Origin of the sequence: Streptomyces fuscichromogenes, from assembly GCF_014645815.1 — a bacterium.
Taxonomy (GTDB): Bacteria; Actinomycetota; Actinomycetes; order Streptomycetales; family Streptomycetaceae; genus Streptomyces; species Streptomyces fuscichromogenes.
Genome location: NZ_BMML01000001.1, coordinates 1 through 17,876 on the forward strand (window position 1 = coordinate 1; position 17,876 = coordinate 17,876).

The 17,876-nt window shown below is 70.5% G+C and carries 19 protein-coding genes; 7 read left to right on the forward strand and 12 right to left on the reverse strand.

All coding sequences use genetic code 11. From position 1 onward, the window contains the following. Positions 1–146: 146 nt before the first annotated feature. From fabF to fasR, 5 genes are all read right to left on the reverse strand, one after another. On the reverse strand, positions 147–1,409 hold the full coding sequence (gene fabF, locus IEZ11_RS00005) for a beta-ketoacyl-ACP synthase II (RefSeq protein WP_189260408.1): 1,263 nt from the start codon (positions 1,407–1,409) through the stop codon (positions 147–149). Between the two features lie 85 nt (positions 1,410–1,494). Beyond that, positions 1,495–1,743 carry an acyl carrier protein gene (locus IEZ11_RS00010; protein WP_046425089.1) on the reverse strand — a complete coding sequence of 83 codons (249 nt, stop codon included), beginning with the start codon at positions 1,741–1,743 and terminating at the stop codon, positions 1,495–1,497. A gap of 89 nt (positions 1,744–1,832) precedes the next feature. Next, positions 1,833–2,864: a ketoacyl-ACP synthase III gene (locus IEZ11_RS00015; RefSeq protein ID WP_189260409.1), complete on the reverse strand. Its 1,032-nt coding sequence runs from the start codon at positions 2,862–2,864 to the stop codon at positions 1,833–1,835. 17 nt (positions 2,865–2,881) lie between these two features. Beyond that, a complete protein-coding gene (locus IEZ11_RS00020; RefSeq protein WP_189260410.1) occupies positions 2,882–3,826 on the reverse strand; it encodes an ACP S-malonyltransferase in 945 nt (314 codons plus the stop codon). Positions 3,827–3,915: 89 nt separating this feature from the next. Next, entirely contained in the window at positions 3,916–5,121 is a 1,206-nt protein-coding gene (fasR, locus tag IEZ11_RS00025) for a fatty acid biosynthesis transcriptional regulator FasR (RefSeq protein ID WP_189260411.1), read from the reverse strand. Between the two features lie 73 nt (positions 5,122–5,194). On the opposite strand from fasR, the gene IEZ11_RS00030 reads away from it, so the two are divergent. Then, the gene (locus IEZ11_RS00030; RefSeq protein ID WP_189261072.1) at positions 5,195–5,848 is read left to right on the forward strand and encodes a pirin family protein; all 654 of its coding nucleotides are present in this window, start codon (positions 5,195–5,197) and stop codon (positions 5,846–5,848) included. A gap of 86 nt (positions 5,849–5,934) precedes the next feature. On the opposite strand, the gene IEZ11_RS00035 is transcribed toward IEZ11_RS00030, so the two are convergent. Then, positions 5,935–6,759 (reverse strand): serine hydrolase domain-containing protein, encoded by an 825-nt coding sequence (locus IEZ11_RS00035; RefSeq protein ID WP_189260412.1) that lies wholly within the window; start codon positions 6,757–6,759, stop codon positions 5,935–5,937. A 194-nt stretch (positions 6,760–6,953) separates the two neighbouring features. Then, positions 6,954–7,424, reverse strand: a complete 471-nt coding sequence (locus IEZ11_RS00040) for a GNAT family N-acetyltransferase (protein WP_189260413.1) — start codon at positions 7,422–7,424, stop codon at positions 6,954–6,956. Between the two features lie 97 nt (positions 7,425–7,521). Between IEZ11_RS00040 and IEZ11_RS00045 the strand changes: the two genes are divergently transcribed. Further along, a complete protein-coding gene (locus IEZ11_RS00045; RefSeq protein WP_189260414.1) occupies positions 7,522–7,989 on the forward strand; it encodes a MerR family transcriptional regulator in 468 nt (155 codons plus the stop codon). An 80-nt stretch (positions 7,990–8,069) separates the two neighbouring features. On the opposite strand, the gene IEZ11_RS00050 is transcribed toward IEZ11_RS00045, so the two are convergent. From IEZ11_RS00050 to IEZ11_RS00060, 3 genes are all read right to left on the reverse strand, one after another. Beyond that, complete coding sequence (locus tag IEZ11_RS00050) at positions 8,070–8,921, reverse strand: DUF4429 domain-containing protein (RefSeq protein WP_189260415.1); 852 nt, start codon at positions 8,919–8,921, stop codon at positions 8,070–8,072. Positions 8,922–8,988: 67 nt separating this feature from the next. After that, on the reverse strand, positions 8,989–10,206 hold the full coding sequence (locus IEZ11_RS00055; RefSeq protein WP_189260416.1) for an alpha/beta hydrolase: 1,218 nt from the start codon (positions 10,204–10,206) through the stop codon (positions 8,989–8,991). 82 nt (positions 10,207–10,288) lie between these two features. Continuing rightward, positions 10,289–10,957, reverse strand: coding sequence for a TetR family transcriptional regulator (locus IEZ11_RS00060; RefSeq protein WP_189260417.1), 669 nt, complete (start codon positions 10,955–10,957; stop codon positions 10,289–10,291). Between the two features lie 66 nt (positions 10,958–11,023). Here IEZ11_RS00060 and IEZ11_RS00065 point away from each other — a divergent pair, with 66 nt between their 5' ends. Beyond that, the gene (locus tag IEZ11_RS00065) at positions 11,024–11,275 is read left to right on the forward strand and encodes a hypothetical protein (RefSeq protein ID WP_189261118.1); all 252 of its coding nucleotides are present in this window, start codon (positions 11,024–11,026) and stop codon (positions 11,273–11,275) included. Positions 11,276–11,497: 222 nt separating this feature from the next. Continuing rightward, a complete protein-coding gene (locus IEZ11_RS00070; protein WP_189260418.1) occupies positions 11,498–11,782 on the forward strand; it encodes a small hydrophobic protein in 285 nt (94 codons plus the stop codon). Between the two features lie 112 nt (positions 11,783–11,894). Here IEZ11_RS00070 and IEZ11_RS00075 read toward each other — a convergent pair whose 3' ends face one another. Next, entirely contained in the window at positions 11,895–12,734 is an 840-nt protein-coding gene (locus IEZ11_RS00075) for a potassium channel family protein (protein ID WP_189260419.1), read from the reverse strand. Positions 12,735–12,873: 139 nt separating this feature from the next. Next, positions 12,874–15,621 carry a pyruvate dehydrogenase (acetyl-transferring), homodimeric type gene (gene aceE, locus IEZ11_RS00080; RefSeq protein WP_189260420.1) on the reverse strand — a complete coding sequence of 916 codons (2,748 nt, stop codon included), beginning with the start codon at positions 15,619–15,621 and terminating at the stop codon, positions 12,874–12,876. A gap of 432 nt (positions 15,622–16,053) precedes the next feature. Here aceE and IEZ11_RS00085 point away from each other — a divergent pair, with 432 nt between their 5' ends. From IEZ11_RS00085 to IEZ11_RS00095, 3 genes are all read left to right on the forward strand, one after another. Then, positions 16,054–16,491, forward strand: coding sequence for a DUF3052 domain-containing protein (locus IEZ11_RS00085; protein ID WP_189260421.1), 438 nt, complete (start codon positions 16,054–16,056; stop codon positions 16,489–16,491). 118 nt (positions 16,492–16,609) lie between these two features. Then, complete coding sequence (locus IEZ11_RS00090) at positions 16,610–17,068, forward strand: peroxiredoxin (RefSeq protein ID WP_189260422.1); 459 nt, start codon at positions 16,610–16,612, stop codon at positions 17,066–17,068. 166 nt (positions 17,069–17,234) lie between these two features. Then, on the forward strand, positions 17,235–17,810 hold the full coding sequence (locus tag IEZ11_RS00095) for a TerD family protein (protein ID WP_189260423.1): 576 nt from the start codon (positions 17,235–17,237) through the stop codon (positions 17,808–17,810). Positions 17,811–17,876 lie beyond the last annotated feature (66 nt).

Here is a 17,876-nt window from a genome sequence, read left to right on the forward strand (position 1 = left end):
CGCAGACTCTCCAAATGAGATGGCCTCTTAGGGGCGCGGGGAACTGCGCGACCAGCCCCCACCGGGCGGTCAGCCGACAACGAAACGCACTGTGGCCCGGACTCCATCCGACGGAGTCCGGGCCACAAGCCTCAGTGCAGCGCTTCTCACACGGTTCTGAACGCCAGTACGACGTTGTGGCCGCCGAAGCCGAACGAGTCGTTCAGCGCGGCGATCCTGCCCTCGGGCAGCTGCCGGGCCTCACCCCGCACCACGTCCGCGTTGACCTCGGGATCGAGGTCGTCGAGGTTGATGGTCGGCGGAGCCGTCCGGTTCACCAGCGCCAGGATCGACGCGACGGTCTCGATACCGCCCGCCCCGCCCAGCAGGTGACCGGTCATCGACTTGGTCGCGGAGATGGCCATGTGGTCGACGTCGTCGCCGAACACCTTCCGCAGCGCCTTGATCTCGGCGACGTCACCCTGCGGCGTCGACGTGGCGTGCGCGTTGACGTGCACGATCTCGGCCGGCTTCAGATCCGTGTTGTCGAGCAGGTTCTGCAGCGCGTGCGCGATCCCGTTGCCGGACGGCTCCGGCTGCGTGATGTGGTGCGCGTCGGCCGAGATGCCCTGGCCGACCGCCTCCGCGTAGATACGCGCCCCGCGCGCCTTCGCGTGGTCCTCGGACTCCAGGACGATCACGCCCGCGCCCTCGCCGAGGACGAAGCCGTCACGGCCGGAGTCGTAGGGACGCGACGCGCCCTCGGGGTCGTCGTTGTTCTTGGACATCGCCATCATGTTGCCGAACGCCACGATGGGCAGCGGGTGGATCGCCGCCTCGGTGCCGCCGGCCACGACGACGTCCGCACGCCCGGTGCGGATCATCTCGATGGCGTACCCGATGGCCTCGGCGCCGGAGGCGCAGGCCGACACGGGGGTGTGCACACCGGCCCGCGCACCCAGCTCGATACCGACGTTGGCGGCCGGCGAGTTGGGCATCAGCATCGGCACGGTGTGCGGGGAGACACGGCGTACGCCCTTCTCCTTGAGCACGTCGTACTGGTCCAGCAGGGTCGTGACACCGCCGATGCCGGAGGCGATGACGGTGCCGACCCGGTCGGGGTCGGCGGACGAGTCCTCACCGGCCCTGGCGGTGAAACCGGCGTCCTTCCAGGCCTCCTTGGCGGCGATCAGCGCGAACTGCGCGGACCGGTCCAGCTTGCGGGCCTGCGGACGCGGGATGATCTCGCTCGGTTCGACGGCGATCTGCGCCGCGATCCGGACGGGCAGGTCGGCCGCCCAGTCCTGCTCCAGGAGGCGGACGCCGGACTTGCCGGCGACCAGGGCCTCCCAGAACGAAGCTGCGTCGCCACCCAGCGGTGTGGTTGCGCCGATACCGGTGACGACCACGGTGCGATTGGTCGGGCTCACGGGAATTCTTTCTCCAACGGATACGGGATTCGACGGCGCCACCGCCGGGTGGCGGGGCATTGCAGCCGGAGGCTAGTTAACTGCCTCAGGCCTGGTGCTTGAGGATGTAGTCGGTCGCGTCGCCGACGGTCTTGAGGTTCTTGACGTCCTCGTCCGGGATCTTGACGTCGAAGCGCTCTTCAGCGGCGACGACGACCTCGACCATGGACAGCGAGTCGACGTCCAGGTCGTCGGTGAAGGACTTGTCCAGCTGGACGTCCTCAACCGGGATGCCGGCGATCTCGTTCACGATCTCGGCGAGACCTTCGACGATCTCTTCCTGAGTGGCGGCCATGTCAGGCGCTCCTTCTTAGATGTTCCAGACGGTTGCTGCGGTGTTGCAGTCGGCGTCCCGCACCGGATGCATGATCCGGCACGGAGTGCCTAGGGGAGGGTAACGACAGTGGCGGCGTAGACGAGACCCGCCCCGAACCCGATGACGAGCGCGGTGTCCCCGCTCTTCGCCTCGCCGGTCGCCAGGAGCCGCTCCATCGCGAGCGGGATCGAGGCGGCCGAGGTGTTGCCGGTGGTGCGGATGTCACGGGCGACCGTGACGTGCTCCGGCAGTTTGAGAGTCTTCACCATCGAGTCGATGATCCGCACGTTGGCCTGGTGCGGGATGAAGACGTCCAGGTCGTCCGCAGTGAGTCCGGCGGCGTCCAGTGCCTCCTTGGCGACCTTCGCCATCTCGAACACGGCCCAGCGGAACACCGCCTGGCCCTCCTGCGTGATCGCCGGGAACTTGATGTTGCCCTGTCTGTCCAGCGGGAGCTCGGTTCTGTCGCCGAAGTGGAGACGGTCCCAGGGGACGGTCTGCTTGATGGTCTCGGACTTGTCGCCCTCGGAGCCCCAGACCGTCGGGCCGATCGCCGGCTCCTTCGAGGGGCCGACCACGACCGCGCCCGCGCCGTCGCCGAACAGGAAGGCGGTGGCCCGGTCCTCCAGGTCGGTGAGGTCGCTGAGCCGCTCCACGCCGATGACGAGCACGTACTCGGCGGAACCCTCCACCACCATGCCCTTGGCGAGCGTCAGGCCGTAGCCGAAGCCCGCGCAGCCCGCGGAGATGTCGAAGGCGGCCGCCTTGTTCGTGCCCAGCTTGTCGGCGATCTCGGTCGCGACGGCCGGGGTCTGGCTGAAGTGCGAGACGGTCGAGACGACCACGGCGCCGATCTGCTCGGCGGAGATACCCGCGTCCGCGATCGCCTTGCCGGAGGCCTCGACGGACATCGCCGCCACGGTCTCGTCCGGGCCCGCCCAGTGCCGGGTCTCGATGCCGGAGCGCGATCGGATCCACTCGTCGGACGAGTCGATCGTCTCCAGGATCACCTCGTTGGGCACCACACGGGTCGGGCGGTAGCCGCCGACACCGAGGATGCGCGCGTACGGGGCACCCTTGCTGGGGTTGATCTTCGACATCGCAGTGGGCTCCTAACTCAGCTGTGCTCGGCGATGAGCTCGCGGGCCGCGTCGAGGTCGTCGGGGGTCTTGAGGGCCAGCGTCCGCACGCCGGGCAGCGCGCGCTTGGCCAGGCCGGTCAGGGTGCCGCCGGGGCACACCTCGAGGAGGGCGGTCACGCCGAGTTCCTTGAACGTCTCCATGCACAGGTCCCAGCGGACCGGGTTGGCCACCTGGCCGACCAGCCGCTCCACGATCTCCTCGCCGGACGTGACGGCCTGCCCGTCCTTGTTGGAGACGTAGGTGAACTTCGGGTCGAGGGGCGCGAGTTCCCTGGCGGCCTCGGCAAGGCTGTCGACCGCGGGGCCCATGTGGTGCGTGTGGAAGGCGCCGGCGACCTTGAGGGCGACGACCTTGCGGACCCCCTCGGGCTTGTCCGCGTCGAGCGCGGCGAGTTGCTCCAGGGTCCCGGCCGCGACGACCTGCCCCGCGCCGTTGATGTTCGCCGGGGTCAGACCGAGCTTCTCCAGGTGCGCGACGGAGACCTCCGGGTCGCCGCCGAGCAGCGCCGACATGCCGGTCCTGGTGATCGCGGCGGCCTCGGCCATCGCCAGCCCGCGCCTGCGCACGAGGGTCAGCGCGGCGATGTCGTCCAGGACGCCCGCGAAGGCGGCGGCGGTGATCTCACCGACGCTGTGCCCCGCGACCGCGCCGGGCGCGATGTCGGCGACCGCCGCGGCAGCGGCTGATGTCTGGGTACCGAGTGCCGCGCCGGACACGAGCCCCGCGGCGACGAGCAGCGGCTGGGCGACCGAGGTGTCCCGGATCTCGTCCGCGTCGGCGTCCGTGCCGTAGTGCACCAGATCGAGACCGATCGCGTCCGACCAGGCACGCAGACGGTCCTCGACACCGGGGAGGGCGAGCCAGGGGGTCAGGAAGCCAGGGGTCTGGGCGCCCTGGCCGGGAGCGACGAGTACGAGCACTCTCACACTCTCTCTTGGGGACGGCCACGGCCGCCCGTGGGGACAGGGACGAAGAACACGAGGGGGTTTTGTGGGGCCCCGACAAAATCCTATGGCTGGAGATCTCCATCGACCAGACGCCCCAGGATCAGCGCGATCCGCAGTGTGAAGGCGGATCGTACATCGGACGGTGACCACCCGGTGACGTCAGTCACACGTCGGAGCCGGTAGCGCACGGTGTTCGGGTGAACGAAGAGCATCCGGGCGGCACCCTCCAGGCTGCTCGCCTGCTCCAGATAGACGCTCAGTGTTTCCAGCAGCGCCGAACCGGCTTCTTCCAGTGGTCTGTAGATCTCCTCCACCAACTGCTCGCGCGCGCTCGGATCGCCCGCGATGGCGCGCTCCGGAAGGAGATCGTCCGCCAGCACCGGCCGCGGCGCGTCCTGCCAGGCGGAACACGCCTTGAGCCCCGCGGCGGCGGCCTGCGCGGACCGGGTGGCGGCCAGCAGGTCCGGCACCACCGGCCCCGCCACGACCGGTCCCGCGGCGTACGGCCCGATCAGTGACTTGGCCACGGCCAGCGGGTTGTCGTTGCCGCCCGCGATGACCACCAGCCGGTCCCCGAGCACCCCGGTCAGCACCTGGAGCTTGGCGTGCCGGGAGGCCCGCCGGATCGCCTCGACGGTCAGTTCGCTGTCTCCGTCGGGCGCGGTACCGAGGACGACGCACACATGGTCGGGCGAGTTCCACCCGAGCGCCGCGGCCCTGCTCACCGCTCCTTCGTCCGCCTCGCCGCTCAGCACGGCGTTGACGACGAGCGACTCCAGCCGGGCGTCCCAGGCACCGCGTGCCTCGGCGGCCTGGGCGTACACCTGGGCGGTGGCGAAGGCGATCTCACGGGCGTACACGAGCAGCGCCTCGCGCAGCACGTTCTCGTCGCCCGGGGCCGCGACCTCGTCGATCGCGCTCTCCATGACCTCGATGGTGGTCCGCACCATCTCCACCGTCTGCCGCAGGGTGATCGCCCGGGTCAGCTCCCGCGGCGCGGTACCGAACACGTCCGTCGAGATCGCCTGCGGGGCGTCCGGGTGCCGGAACCACTCGGTGAAGGCCGCGATGCCCGCCTGGGCGACGAGTCCGATCCACGAGCGGTTCTCCGGTGGCATGGCCCGGTACCACGACAGGGTCTCGTCCATGCGTGCGATGGCCTGGGCGGCGAGGCTGCCGGACGACTTCTCCAGCCGCTTCAGGGTCGCGGAGTGCGGGTGGGCCTGATGAGCCGAGGGGTCGGACTTGCGCGTTACGGGTTCGGGCACGGGGACAAGACTGCCTTATCCGGACGGGAGCCTGCGCCGCCGGGTGCCGACTGCGGTCTACCGTGGTGCCGTGATGGACGTCAGGCGCGCGGCGCAGCGCTATCCGGGAGGCGACCCGGCGACCGGGATCGAGTCGTCGCACGCCTTCTCCTTCGGCCCGCACTACGACCCCGACAACCTGCGCTTCGCGGCGGTGATCGCCTGCAACGAGGAGCGTCTGGCGCCGGGCGCCGGATTCGACGAGCATCCGCACAGCCACACCGAGATCGTGACGTGGGTGGTCGAGGGCGAGCTCACCCACCGCGACTCGGCGGGCAACGAGACGGTGGTCCGGCGCGGCGACGTGCAGCGCCTGAGCGCCGCGGGGGGCGTCCGCCACGTGGAGCGCAACGACGGCGAGCTGCCCCTGACCTTCGTCCAGATGTGGCTGGCCCCGGTGCGGCCCGGGGGCGAACCGGCGTACGACATCGTCCGCGGCATCGCCGACTCCACCCCCTACGCCGTCCCGGAGGCCGCCGCGATGCTGCACGTCCGCCGCCTGGGAGCGGGGGAGCGGACGGCGGTGCCGGACGGGGCGTATGTGTACGTGCACGTGGTGCGGGGGGAAGCGCGGGTCGGTGGGGAGGAGTTGGGGCCAGGGGACTCCGTACGGATCACCGGCGCGAAGGACCTGGAGACGTCGGGGATCACGGAGGCGGAGTTGTTGCTGTGGGAAATGGCGGGGTAGCGACGGTCGTTGTCCGGCCGCGGGCGCTCCCGCCACATCCCCCCGCAGCGGCACCCCGCCGGCGCGGGCGAGTGAAACCCCCTGCCTCAGCCCCGCGGCTCCGCCAGTACCGCGTCCGTGAACACCGGCCACGCCTCGACCGCCCAAGGGCCGAACGCCCGGTCCGTCAGTGCGACACACGCCAGCCCGGCGTCCGGGTCGACCCACAGGAACGTGCCCGCCTGCCCGAAGTGCCCGAACGTCCGCGGCGAGGACGAGGAACCCGTCCAGTGCGGGGTCTTGCCGTCCCGGATCTCGAAGCCCAGTCCCCAGTCGTTCGGGTTCTGGTGGCCGTACCCCGGCAGCACGCCCTTCGTGCCCGGGTACTGGACGGTCAGCGTCGCCTCCGCCACCGTCCGCGGGTCCAGCAGCCGCGGCGCCTGCAGCTCCGCCGCGAAACGCAGCAGGTCCGACACCGAGGACACGCCGTCCTTCGCAGGCGAGCCCGCCAGCGACGTCGACGTCATGCCCAGCGGCTCCAGCACCGCCTGCCGCGCGTACTCGGCGAACGGCATCTCCGTCGCCTTGGCGACATGGTCCCCGAGCACCTCGAACCCCGCGTTGGAGTACAGCCGCCGTTCCCCGGGCGGCGCCGTCACCCGGTGCTCGTCGAAGGCCAGCCCCGAGGTGTGCGCGAGCAGGTGCCGTACCGTCGCCCCCTGCGGCCCCGCCGGCTCGTCGAGTTCGACCGCCCCCTCCTCGTACGCGACGAGCACCGCGTACGCCGCGAGCGGCTTGGTGACGGAGGCGAGCGGGAAGCGGTGGTCCACCGGCCCATGGCCGCCCAGGACCGTCCCGTCGGCCCGCACGGCACCCGCGGCGGCGGTGGGCACGGGCCAGTTCTCGATCGACGCGAGGCTGTTCAGAGACATGCCTGCGAGCCTAGGGCCTGTCGTCACATTCCCGTCTGCCTGGCGACGCCATGCACGCACTCTCGCCGCACCGGGCGCGGACCCGAGTACATCCAGTACGCGGGTCCACGCCCGGCACACCGAGAGCACGCACCTGACGCCGCCAGGCCGCCCTTCGGGCGACGACGGGAATGTGACGACAGGCCCTGTGCGGCTCAGAGCCGCAGGCTCATCGTGGGGTCCGGCTTGTGGACGAAGCCGAGGGCGGCGTAGAGGGGCCGGGCCTCGGCGGACGCGGTCAGCATGACCTGCCCCGCGCCCCGCTGCCGGAACCAGGCCAGCAGCTCCTCCATGCACGCGCGTGCGTACCCGCGCCGGCGGGTGTCCGGGTCGGTGGCCACGCTGAAGACGTACCCGGAGCGGCCGTGCGGGCTGTGCGCCTTGCCGATCCGGTAGTCGACGGTCCCGGCGACCAGCGCCGCCAGCGCCCCCGGCCGGTCCGGATGGTCGACGACGAACGCGGCGAAGTCCCCGTCCGGCTCGCCCAGCCTCTCCTCCAGGGCGGGCCGCGCCCCCGCGTGCCATCCTGTGTCGCCGTCCCCGCCGGGCAGCGAGTCGATCATCACCTGGCGCAGCCGCAGTACTTCCGGAGCGTCCTCGGCCGTGGCACGGCGTACGAGAGTCATGCCCCGCACGCTAGCCACCGCCCGGCCCGCTCGTCGCGCGTATTTCTTACACGGTTCCGCTTGCTTCGAGTGCACTCCAAGGCCATAGCGTGGGCGTATGACGGTGATGCAGACAACGACCGCGGCCCCCACCCAGCAGCCCGACCGCGCGCCCGCCGACATCTGTTCCGCCCCACCCCGGCGGCACCCGCGTCCCGAGGGCCAGGACCGCTACACGATCAGCGAGGTCGTCGCCTTCACCGGCCTGACCGCCCACACCCTGCGCTGGTACGAGCGGATCGGCCTGATGTCCCACATCGACCGCTCCCACACCGGCCAGCGCCGCTACAGCAACCGCGACCTGGACTGGCTGGACTTCGTCACCAAGCTCCGCCTGACCGGAATGCCGGTGGCGGACATGGTGCGCTACGCGGAGCTGGTGAGGGAGGGCGAGACGACCTACCCCGACCGCCGGGAACTCCTCGAACAGACCCGCAGGGACGTGGTGTCGAGGATCGCCGAACTGCACGACACCCTGTCGGTGCTGGACCGAAAGATCAGTTTCTACGAGACAGGCGGTAACTGACAGCGCCCCTCGCACTGGCGCCCCGTGGGGCGCGGGGAACTGCGCGAGCAACCCACCACCGCCCGCACCCGAAAGAACTGCTAAAGCTCCGCCAACAACTCCGCCTTCTTCGCGGCGAACTCCTCATCGGTCACCAGCCCCGCCCGATGCAGCTCCCCCAGATGCCGGATCCGCTCGGCGATGTCGGCGGGGTCCCGCCGCCCCGCCGGCGTCGGCACCGCGGCGGCCCCCTTGGCCCGCACCGCCTCCAGCACGGCCGCGGCGAACGGCAGCGACTCGTGCACCGGGCCGTACCCCAGCCCGAACACCACGGTCGCCGGATCCTGGTCGGCCGGGACCGCGGGCGTCGCCGCCGCGAGGTCGCGCCGCAGCAGTCGCAGATGCCCCTCGAAGACCTCCGGCGACCGCCACTCCACCCCCGCCAGGTCGGCGACGGCGAAGCTCTGGTCGCCGGCCTTCCACTTCGCCGTGGACGCGCCCGTCCACGACCACCGGAAGTGCACGGCCCCGCCGTCGAAGGTCGCCTTCCCGTCGTACGCCTTGAACTGGCGGGGTCCCTCGGGCGCGGCCACCAGGAACCTCTCCGCCGGGCCGGAGGCGGTGAGCAGCGGGCGCAGTTCGTCCGCGTAGTACTCGGCGAGGGTCGCCCGCTCGGCCGGAAGCACCAGGCGGTACGGGTCGCTGCCGTCCTTCAGCTGTCCGGCCGCCGCCTCGAACAGCGGATCCGCGCCGGGGCGCGGCTCGGCCCGGAGTACGACCGTGCCCCGCTTCCCCGGCGTGAGCGTCACGCCCGCCAGCGCGGCCAGTGGCACCCGGCGTTCACCCAGGCTCTGGAACAGCTTGGGTGTTCGAATCCCCCGTTCGTAGCGGATGAGCACGGAGTCGGACTCGAACTCCCAGGCAGCATGAAATCCGGCCAGTACGTCACCCATGCGGCTCATCGTATGCGGCACGTGCTTCCCAGTCCCATCCCCGCGCATACCGCACTTCCTGCTGTCTCTACGCGCGTCCGGCCATCAACGTGCCGGACAAACCCGCCCGGCACCCGTCATCGTCGTGGGCGCAGGTCACCGCGCCGTATGCGCCGACCCCGACGTCCGCGAGGTTGCGCAGGCTGTCCGTGCCCGGCTCGAAGTAGCCGGCGTGTCCCTGGGCGTCGCGCGCCGACAGCACCCGGGCACCGAACGAGGAGGAGACGGGGTCGGCGCCGTGGCCGAGTCCGCCGAGCTCCAGGTAGGGGACGTCCTGGATCCAGTCGGTGGCGTCCCGCATCGCCCACACCCGGGCCGCGGTGCCCAGGTGCGAGGCGTTCTCGACGCGCATCCCGGGACTCGCGGCCACCGCTATGTCGGCCACCCGGTCCGGCATGGCGTGCGCGGCCACCCCGCAGACCACCGAGCCGTAGCTGTGGCAGAACATCGACACCGGCGCGTCGCCGGGCAGCGCCCGCAGCAGCGCGTTGAGGCGTACGGCGCCCTGCTCGGCGGCCATCCCGGTCGCCGCGTCCACGCCGAGGCCGTCGGGCGCGGTGTAGTCGGCCCAGGCGATCACCGCCGTGCGGGTCGCCGGGTCGGCCGTGCGCTCCGCCGTGTACAGCGCCCTGGCCATGCCGACCGGCGCGGTGTACTGGCGGTACGTCTTCTGGAAGGTCAGCAGGTCGGTGTCGACACCGGGGACGACGACGGAGATCCGTGCCGCCCTGTCGAGGTCGCCGAACACCTCCGCGACCCGGCCGCTGCCGTCCGGGTCGAAGGCGAGGATCTGCCGGCCCTTCGCCATCAGCGCCTCGTAGCGGTGCATCCGGCGGCCGGCGTCCTGTTGCCCGGCCGCGCTGAGCCGGGGGTCGTGCATACGTTTCTTCTCGACGGCGCGCTGCCGGCCGAGGGCGATGTCGTTGGCGCGGTAGCGCAGTTCGACCGGGGCGCCGTTCATGTTGCCCACGGCGAGCGGGTAGCGGTGCGCGAGCCGGTCGCGCTCCTGCGCGGTCAGCGACGCGAAGAACCGGGTGAGCCGCGCGGGCGACGCCTGCGGGTCCGGCAGGTGCAGGCCGTGGACACTGCCGTGCTCCCACTTGTCGAGGGAGGCCTGGAGGGCGGTGGTCTCGCGGTGCGTGCGCATGGCGGTCCAGCCGGTGGTCGCGAGCATCACGAACACCACGGCCAGGGCGAGCAGTGCGCGCCAGACGTTGAGCGGCGGGGAGGCGTCGAAGGAAGTCACTGGGAGGACACACTAGGAGAACGAAGGGGTCTCGCGGTAACTGAGTGACTGTTATCACGTTTCGGCAAACGTGAGGCCGGTCTCAGGCCGGTGTGGACGGAGCGGCGGCCGGGTGCGGACGGGTTCCGCCCGCGCGCCAGTTCCCGGCGAGCGCCGGCCCCACCTGATCGAGGTAGGACGCGGTGAGTTCGCGGATCGCGGTGGTGCTGAAGTCCTCGCCGACCGACCAGTGCCGCTCGGCGACCCGGATGACGGCGCCGAACACGGCGACCACGAGCCGCGGCCGGGGGTCGGTGTCCGGGTCGACGCCCTCCCGCTCGGCGATGATCCGGGCGATCTCCTCCTCCGTCTCCGCCTGGCGCCGCAGCCGGGCGGCGAACAGGGCCGGGGTCGCCTCGATCATCTTGTACGTGCGCAGGAACAGCTCGACCGGGACGTAACTCTCGATCGCCTGCTCGATGGTGTCCCAGCTGTCCATGACCGACCGGCGCAGCGCGTCCAGCGGGGTCTCCTCGGGCGGGCGCCGGCGCACCGCCTCGACGTAGTGCTCCTCGGTGAGCCGCGGCACGAAGAAGGCCGCGTCCTCCTTGCCGGCGAAGTAACGGAAGAAGGTGCGCTGCGAGACGTCGACGCGGGCGGCGATCTCGTCGACCGTGGTGTGTTCGTAGCCCTGGGTCACGAACAGTTCGAGCGCGGTGCGCAGCAGCGCGTCCCGGGTGCGCTGCTTCTTGCGTTCGCGCAACGTTTCCATGCCTGACAGTTACTGACTAGTGAATTTGTTTGTCAACTGTCAGAGGCTGTCACTAGCCTCGAACGCATGACTGGGCAGACCACGATCGACACGGCGGGATCGGGGGACAGGGCAGCGGCAGCCCCGCCGGACCAGCCGCCGGTCCCCGGCCTGCGCGGCCATCCCTGGTTCACCCTGACAACCGTCGCGGTCGACGCGCAGCTGGCGCAGGCCTCCGAAGCGGTCCAGGTCGGTGTCGCACCGGTCGCGATCCTGGTCGCGCTGCTCACCAAGCGGGGCGAGAACGCGGGTGCCGACGCGGGCGTGGGCCACATCTGAGGCGTCTTCGGGCGGAGTTCACCTATCAGGGTGACTCCGCTAAAGATTCCTCGCCCCCGGCGCGCGCCGCAGGTCACAGTGGGTCAAGTCCTCCGCAGGGCATGGGAGGACGGCGGGCCGCGGCGCGCTGCCGGAGGGGGGCAGCGCGCGGGCAGGCCTGCCGAGGAGGAACGGGGGTACCCGGTCATCGACGCCGAACAGTCCATGCGGACAGAGGAGTTGATGGTGGCGAGCTTCGGGCGACGGACCCGTGGGTACCCCCGTTCACATGGCCGCACAGGCCCATGGGACGGGCTGGACCGCGACACGCTGGGCATCGTCGGCACGATCTGCGCGGTCGCCGGCTTCTTCACGCTGGGGATCGTGCTGGGGCCGGCGGCACTGGCGTGCGGCTGGCTCTCCATGGGCCGGTCATGGAACCCGAAGAGCTCGGTACCGGCACTGGTGGCGGTCGTACTCGGAGCCATCGACACGCTGTTGGCGCTGCTGTGGCTGGGTGGCGTCTAGCTCTGGCGTGCGAGCCGGTGGGGGCCGATCGCGCAGTTCCTCCCCCAGCCTTCGGCTGGGGGTACCCCCAGCGCCCCTTACGGGGCACTGCCCAGCCGTCGGGGCAGCCACATCAGCTCTCTGTCTGCGGGCAGCCGTGCCGCAGGGGCGCCGCAGGGCGGCACGGGTGGGCGCAGCGGCACCCGGCCAGCGCCGGTGAGCGTGGTCCTGCGCCGGCCCCCGCCCCCGCCCCCTCATGCAAAGCAAGCACCTCGGCCCGCAGCGCCCGTACCTCCTCGGTCAGCAGGGCGATCGCCTCCGTCTGCCGCCGCTCCTCCACGTCGTCCTTCTCGAACCGGGCGATGAACCACGTCGCGATGTTCGCCGTCACCACACCGAGCAGGGCGATCCCGGAGAGCATCAGGCCCACCGCGATCATCCGGCCCAGCCCCGTGGTCGGCGCGTGGTCCCCGTACCCCACCGTCGTCATCGTCGTGAACGACCACCACAGCGCGTCACCCAGCGTCCGGATGTTCCCGTTCGGCGAGTCGCGTTCCACCGACAGCACGGCCAGCGACCCGAACATCAGCAACCCGATGACCGTGCCCACGACATACGTGGTCAGCCGGATCTGCGAGGCCATCCGGGCCCGCCGCCCCACCAGCATCAGCGTCGCGACGAGCCGCAGCAGCCGCAGCGGCTGGAGCAGCGGCAGCACCACCGCGCACAGGTCTATCCAGTGCGTCCGGACGAACTCCCGGCGCCGGGGCGCCACCGCCAGCCGGACCAGGTAGTCGAGGGCGAAGGAACCCCACACCGCCCACTCCGTGACCGTGCACGCGGAGGTGAGGACGTGCCCGGCGGAACGGTCCACGATCGGCAGCGCGTAGGCGACGGCGAAGACCACCGCCAGCGCCAGCAACGGCCGTTGGGTGACCTGCTCCCAACGGGCCTGCGCCGACTGTCGTTCCATGTGAGCATCGTAGGCATCATCCGAGCCCCGAAAGCGCCCCGAAGGGGCGCTGGGGGTACCCCCGGCCGAAGGCTGGGGGAGGAACTGCGCGACCGGCTCCCACCGGCCCGCAGTCGCCCACCGGCCTCCTCGCGGAGCGCTACGCGTCGCCGCCCGCCGCGCCCGGGTGCGCCGCCGTGACGTCCAGCAGCTGGTACCGGTCGATGGCCTGCTTGAGCACCGAGCGGTCGAGCTTGCCCTCACGGGCCAGTTCGGTCAGCACCGCGACCACGATCGACTGCGCGTCGATGTGGAAGAAACGGCGCGCCGCGCCCCGCGTGTCGGCGAAGCCGAACCCGTCGGCGCCCAGCGACTGGTACGTGCCCGGCACCCAGCGCGCGATCTGGTCCGGAACCGATCGCATCCAGTCGGACACGGCCACGAACGGACCCTCGGCGCCGCTCAGCTTCTGCGTCACCCACGGCGTCCGCTGCTCCTCCTCCGGGTGCAGCAGGTTGTGCTGCTCGCAGGCCACGGCCTCGCGCCGCAGCTCGTTCCAGGAGGTGGCGGACCAGACGTCGGCCTTCACGTTCCAGTCCTCGGCGAGGATCCGCTGGGCCTCGATCGCCCAGGGGACCGCCACGCCCGACGCCATGATCTGCGCCGGGACCGTGCCCGCCGTGCCCGCGCCGATCCGGTGGATGCCCTTGAGGATGCCCTCGACGTCCACGTCGGCCGGCTCGGCCGGGTGCTGGATCGGCTCGTTGTAGACGGTCAGGTAGTAGAAGACGTCCTCGCCGTGCGGGTGCTCCGCGTCTCCGCCGTACATCCGGCGCAGGCCGTCCTGGACGATGTGGGCGATCTCGTACGCGTACGCCGGGTCGTAGGCCACGCAGCCCGGGTTCGTCGAGGCGAGCAGCTGGGAGTGGCCGTCGGCGTGCTGGAGACCCTCGCCGGTCAGGGTCGTACGGCCGGCGGTCGCACCCAGGACGAAACCGCGCGCCAGCTGGTCGGCCATCTGCCAGAACTGGTCGCCGGTGCGCTGGAAACCGAACATCGAGTAGAAGACGTAGACCGGGATGAGCGGCTCGCCGTGGGTGGCGTAGGCCGAGCCCGCCGCGATCAGGGAGGCCGTGCAGCCCGCCTCCGAGATGCCGTCGTGCAGCATCTGGCCGGTCGGCGACTCCTTGTAGGCGAGCAGCAGGTCGCGGTCGACCGCCTCGTACTGCTGGCCGAGCGGGTTGTAGATCTTCGCACTCGGGAAGAAGGAGTCCATGCCGAAGGTGCGGTACTCGTCCGGCGCGATCAGGACGAATCGGCGGCCCAGCTCCTTGTCCCGCATGAGGTCCTTGAGGAGGCGGACGAAGGCCATGGTGGTCGCGATGGACTGCTGGCCGGTGCCCTTCTTCACGGTCGCGTACGTCTTGTCGTCCGGCAGGGCGAGCGGTGCGGAGCGTACGACGCGGGTCGGGACGTAGCCGCCGAGGCCCTTGCGCCGGTCGTGCATGTACTGGATCTCCTCCGAGTTCCGGCCCGGGTGGTAGTACGGCGGCAGGCCGGACTCCAGCTCCTTGTCGGAGATCGGCAGGTGCAGGCGGTCCCGGAAGCCCTTGAGGTCGGTGACCGTCAGCTTCTTCATCTGGTGCGTGGCGTTGCGGCCCTCGAAGTTCGGGCCCAGCGTCCAGCCCTTGATCGTCTTGGCCAGGATGACCGTCGGCTGGCCCCGGTGCTCGGTGGCCGCCTTGAACGCCGCGTAGATCTTGCGGTGGTCGTGGCCGCCGCGGCCCAGGTGCAGGATCTGGTCGTCGGTCATGCTCGCGACCATGGCGCGCAGCCGCTGGTCGTCGCCGAAGAAGTGGTCGCGGATGTACGCGCCGGACTCGGTGGCGTAGGTCTGGAACTGTCCGTCCGGGGTGGTGTTCATCCTGTTGACCAGGACGCCGTCGCGGTCCTGGGCGAGCAGCGGGTCCCAGGTGCGGTCCCAGACCAGCTTGATCACGTTCCAGCCGGCGCCCCGGAAGACCGACTCCAGCTCCTGGATGATCTTGCCGTTGCCGCGCACCGGGCCGTCGAGCCGCTGGAGGTTGCAGTTGACGACGAAGGTCAGGTTGTCCAGGCCCTCGCGGGCGGCGATGGACAGCTGGCCGAGCGACTCCGGCTCGTCCATCTCGCCGTCGCCGAGGAACGCCCAGACGTGTGACTTCGACGTGTCGGCGATCCCGCGCGCCTGCATGTAGCGGTTCATCCGCGCCTGGTAGATCGCGCCGATCGGGCCGAGGCCCATCGACACCGTCGGGAACTCCCAGAAGTCCGGCATCGAGCGCGGGTGCGGGTAGCTGGAGAGGCCGTCCGGGTACTTCGACTTCTCCTGGCGGAAGCCGTCCAGCTGGGCCTCGCTGAGCCGGTCGAGCAGGAACGCGCGCGCGTAGATGCCGGGGGAGGCGTGGCCCTGGAAGAAGACCTGGTCGCCGCCGAGGCCGTCGTCCTTGCCGCGGAAGAAGTGGTTGAAGCCGACGTCGTAGAGAGAGGCCGAGGACGCGAAGGTGGCGATGTGGCCGCCGACACCGATACCCGGGCGCTGGGCGCGGGAGACCATCACCGCGGCGTTCCAGCGGGTGGCGTTGAGGACCTTGCGCTCGATCTCCTCGTTGCCCGGGAAGAACGGCTCGGCCCGGGTCGGGATCGTGTTCACGTAGTCCGTGCTGCGCATCTCGGGCACCGCCACGCGCCGCTCGCGCGCGCGCTCGATCAGGCGGAGCATCAGATAACGGGCCCGTTCACGGCCGCGCTCGTCGACGGCGGCGTCGAGCGAGTCGAGCCACTCCTGGGTCTCCTCGGGATCGAAGTCAGGAACCTGACTCGGAAGGCCGCCAATGATGATCGGGTTGCGATCGGATCCGGAAGCCACGCTGTTCCTTACCTGTCAGAGGGGCACTGATTCCCTGTTTTTCGCTGTTTTCGCTGTTTCCAGGCGTTTGGCCTGCGCCGCTGTCCATCGTCCCCCCAGGGGCAGCACACGTCATCTCTACCGCGAGGTAACTCGGGACCGGCCAAAACGCAACGATACGCCCGGGGTGTGACGCGCTTGGCAAACTCGTTCGACCGCCGTATGTGAGGATGATTCCGAAAGGAACATTGCGGGCAAAAGGGAGTGGTGTGTGTCACACCGGTCCGCGATACGGTGCCGGGAGTTGCGGCGACACGGCCGGGATCGTCACCGTTTCGGCGGTCTGAACGGCCGGGTACTTGCGCGATCCGTCCCGCCCGTGTGGACTACGGCCAATGCTTCGCGCACGCGCGTGGCTGAGTTCATCACCAAGACATGATCAGGAGGCAACCCGTGAGCGCGACCGCGGACCACGCGGAGGAGCGGACCACCCCTGCCGTCAGGCTGGGGTTCCAGCCAGACCAGGTGGTCCAGGAGATCGGCTACGACGACGACGTCGACCAGGAGCTCCGCGAGTCCATCGAAGACACCATCGGCACCGAGCTGGTGGACGAGGACTACGACGACGTGGCCGACGCCGTGGTGCTGTGGTTCCGTGAGGAAGACGGCGACCTGACGGACGCGCTGGTCGACGCCCTCGGCTACCTCGAAGAGGGTGGCTCGATCCTGCTGCTGACCCCGAAGACCGGCCGCGACGGCTACGTCGAGCCGAGCGACATCGGTGAGGCGGTCACGACCGCCGGTCTCTCGCAGACCAAGAGCGTCAGTGTGGGCAAGGACTGGAACGGAAGCCGGCTGAACACGCCGAAGGCCGCAGCCAAGAAGCGCTGAGCCCCGTCGCCCGAGCCTCGCCGGCGGACGGACCCGTCCGGGTCCGTCCGCCGGTCCGCCGTGATCGCCGCATAGGGTGTTCCCACCCGAACAGCCCCTGACGATGGGATGCAGGACGATGGCGATCCAGGTCGGCGACAAGGCACCCGACTTCGAGCTCAAGGACAACCACGGCCGGACCGTGCGGCTGTCCGACTTCCGTGGCGAGAAGAACGTGGTGCTGCTCTTCTACCCGTTCGCCTTCACGGGCGTGTGCACGGGCGAGCTGTGCGAGCTGCGCGACAACCTGCCCCGCTTCGAGGACCGCGGCACCCAGCTGCTGGCGGTCTCCAACGACTCCATCCACACCCTGCGCGTCTTCGCCGAGCAGGAGGGCCTGGAGTACCCGCTGCTGAGCGACTTCTGGCCGCACGGCGAGACCTCGAGCGCCTACGGCGTCTTCGACGACGCCAAGGGCTGCGCCGTCCGCGGCACCTTCGTCATCGACAAGGAGGGCGTCGTGCGGTGGACCGTGGTCAACGGGCTGCCGGACGCCCGGGACCTGAACGACTACGTGACGGCGCTCGACGCGCTGTGACCCGCCCCCGCCGTGTCCCCTAGGGGTCGATACGGCCGACACCCCGTGATTGTTCGGGGTCCAGGGCCTGCGTGCGGCGGGAACCCGTCACTAGGATCGAATCGTTGATCCGGTATCCGAAGCACGTCCGGGGCTTCCCGCCCCTGGACCACACATGGGAGGACCCGTGGGAGTCAGCCTCAGCAAGGGCGGCAACGTATCGCTGACGAAGGAGGCCCCCGGCCTGACCGCGGTCCTCGTCGGTCTCGGCTGGGACGTCCGGACCACCACCGGCACCGACTTCGACCTGGACGCCAGCGCCCTGCTGCTGAACGCGGCGGGCAAGGTCGCCAGCGACCAGAACTTCGTCTTCTTCAACAACCTCAAGAGCCCCGAGGGCTCGGTCGAGCACACCGGCGACAACCTCACCGGTGAGGGCGAGGGCGACGACGAGGTGATCAAGGTCAACCTGGCCACGGTCCCCGCCGATGTCGACAAGATCGTCTTTCCCGTGTCGATCTACGACGCGGACAACCGCCAGCAGTCCTTCGGCCAGGTGCGCAACGCGTTCATCCGCGTGGTCAACCAGGCCGGCGGCGCCGAGATCGCCCGCTACGACCTGTCCGAGGACGCCTCCACCGAGACCGCGATGGTCTTCGGCGAGCTCTACCGCAACGGCGCGGAGTGGAAGTTCCGTGCCATCGGCCAGGGCTACGCCTCGGGCCTGCGCGGCATCGCCCAGGACTTCGGCGTCAACGTCTGAGCCAGCTGAACGCCCCGGGGCGTTCGAAAGTCCGCACTGTCCGGCGTCGCACCGTTTACGGTCGGC

Bases quoted from the DNA above. Each gene is read 5' to 3' on its own strand.
- IEZ11_RS00030 (WP_189261072.1), top strand. From the start codon at position 5,195: ATGGACGTCAGGCGCGCGGCGCAGCGCTATCCGGGAGGCGACCCGGCG.
- IEZ11_RS00035 (WP_189260412.1), bottom strand. From the start codon at position 6,759: ATGTCTCTGAACAGCCTCGCGTCGATCGAGAACTGGCCCGTGCCCACC.
- IEZ11_RS00065 (WP_189261118.1), top strand. From the start codon at position 11,024: ATGACTGGGCAGACCACGATCGACACGGCGGGATCGGGGGACAGGGCA.
- IEZ11_RS00050 (WP_189260415.1), bottom strand. From the start codon at position 8,921: ATGGGTGACGTACTGGCCGGATTTCATGCTGCCTGGGAGTTCGAGTCC.
- IEZ11_RS00060 (WP_189260417.1), bottom strand. From the start codon at position 10,957: ATGGAAACGTTGCGCGAACGCAAGAAGCAGCGCACCCGGGACGCGCTG.
- IEZ11_RS00010 (WP_046425089.1), bottom strand. From the start codon at position 1,743: ATGGCCGCCACTCAGGAAGAGATCGTCGAAGGTCTCGCCGAGATCGTG.
- IEZ11_RS00015 (WP_189260409.1), bottom strand. From the start codon at position 2,864: ATGTCGAAGATCAACCCCAGCAAGGGTGCCCCGTACGCGCGCATCCTC.
- IEZ11_RS00045 (WP_189260414.1), top strand. From the start codon at position 7,522: ATGACGGTGATGCAGACAACGACCGCGGCCCCCACCCAGCAGCCCGAC.
- IEZ11_RS00090 (WP_189260422.1), top strand. From the start codon at position 16,610: ATGGCGATCCAGGTCGGCGACAAGGCACCCGACTTCGAGCTCAAGGAC.
- IEZ11_RS00040 (WP_189260413.1), bottom strand. From the start codon at position 7,424: ATGACTCTCGTACGCCGTGCCACGGCCGAGGACGCTCCGGAAGTACTG.
- IEZ11_RS00070 (WP_189260418.1), top strand. From the start codon at position 11,498: ATGGTGGCGAGCTTCGGGCGACGGACCCGTGGGTACCCCCGTTCACAT.
- IEZ11_RS00075 (WP_189260419.1), bottom strand. From the start codon at position 12,734: ATGGAACGACAGTCGGCGCAGGCCCGTTGGGAGCAGGTCACCCAACGG.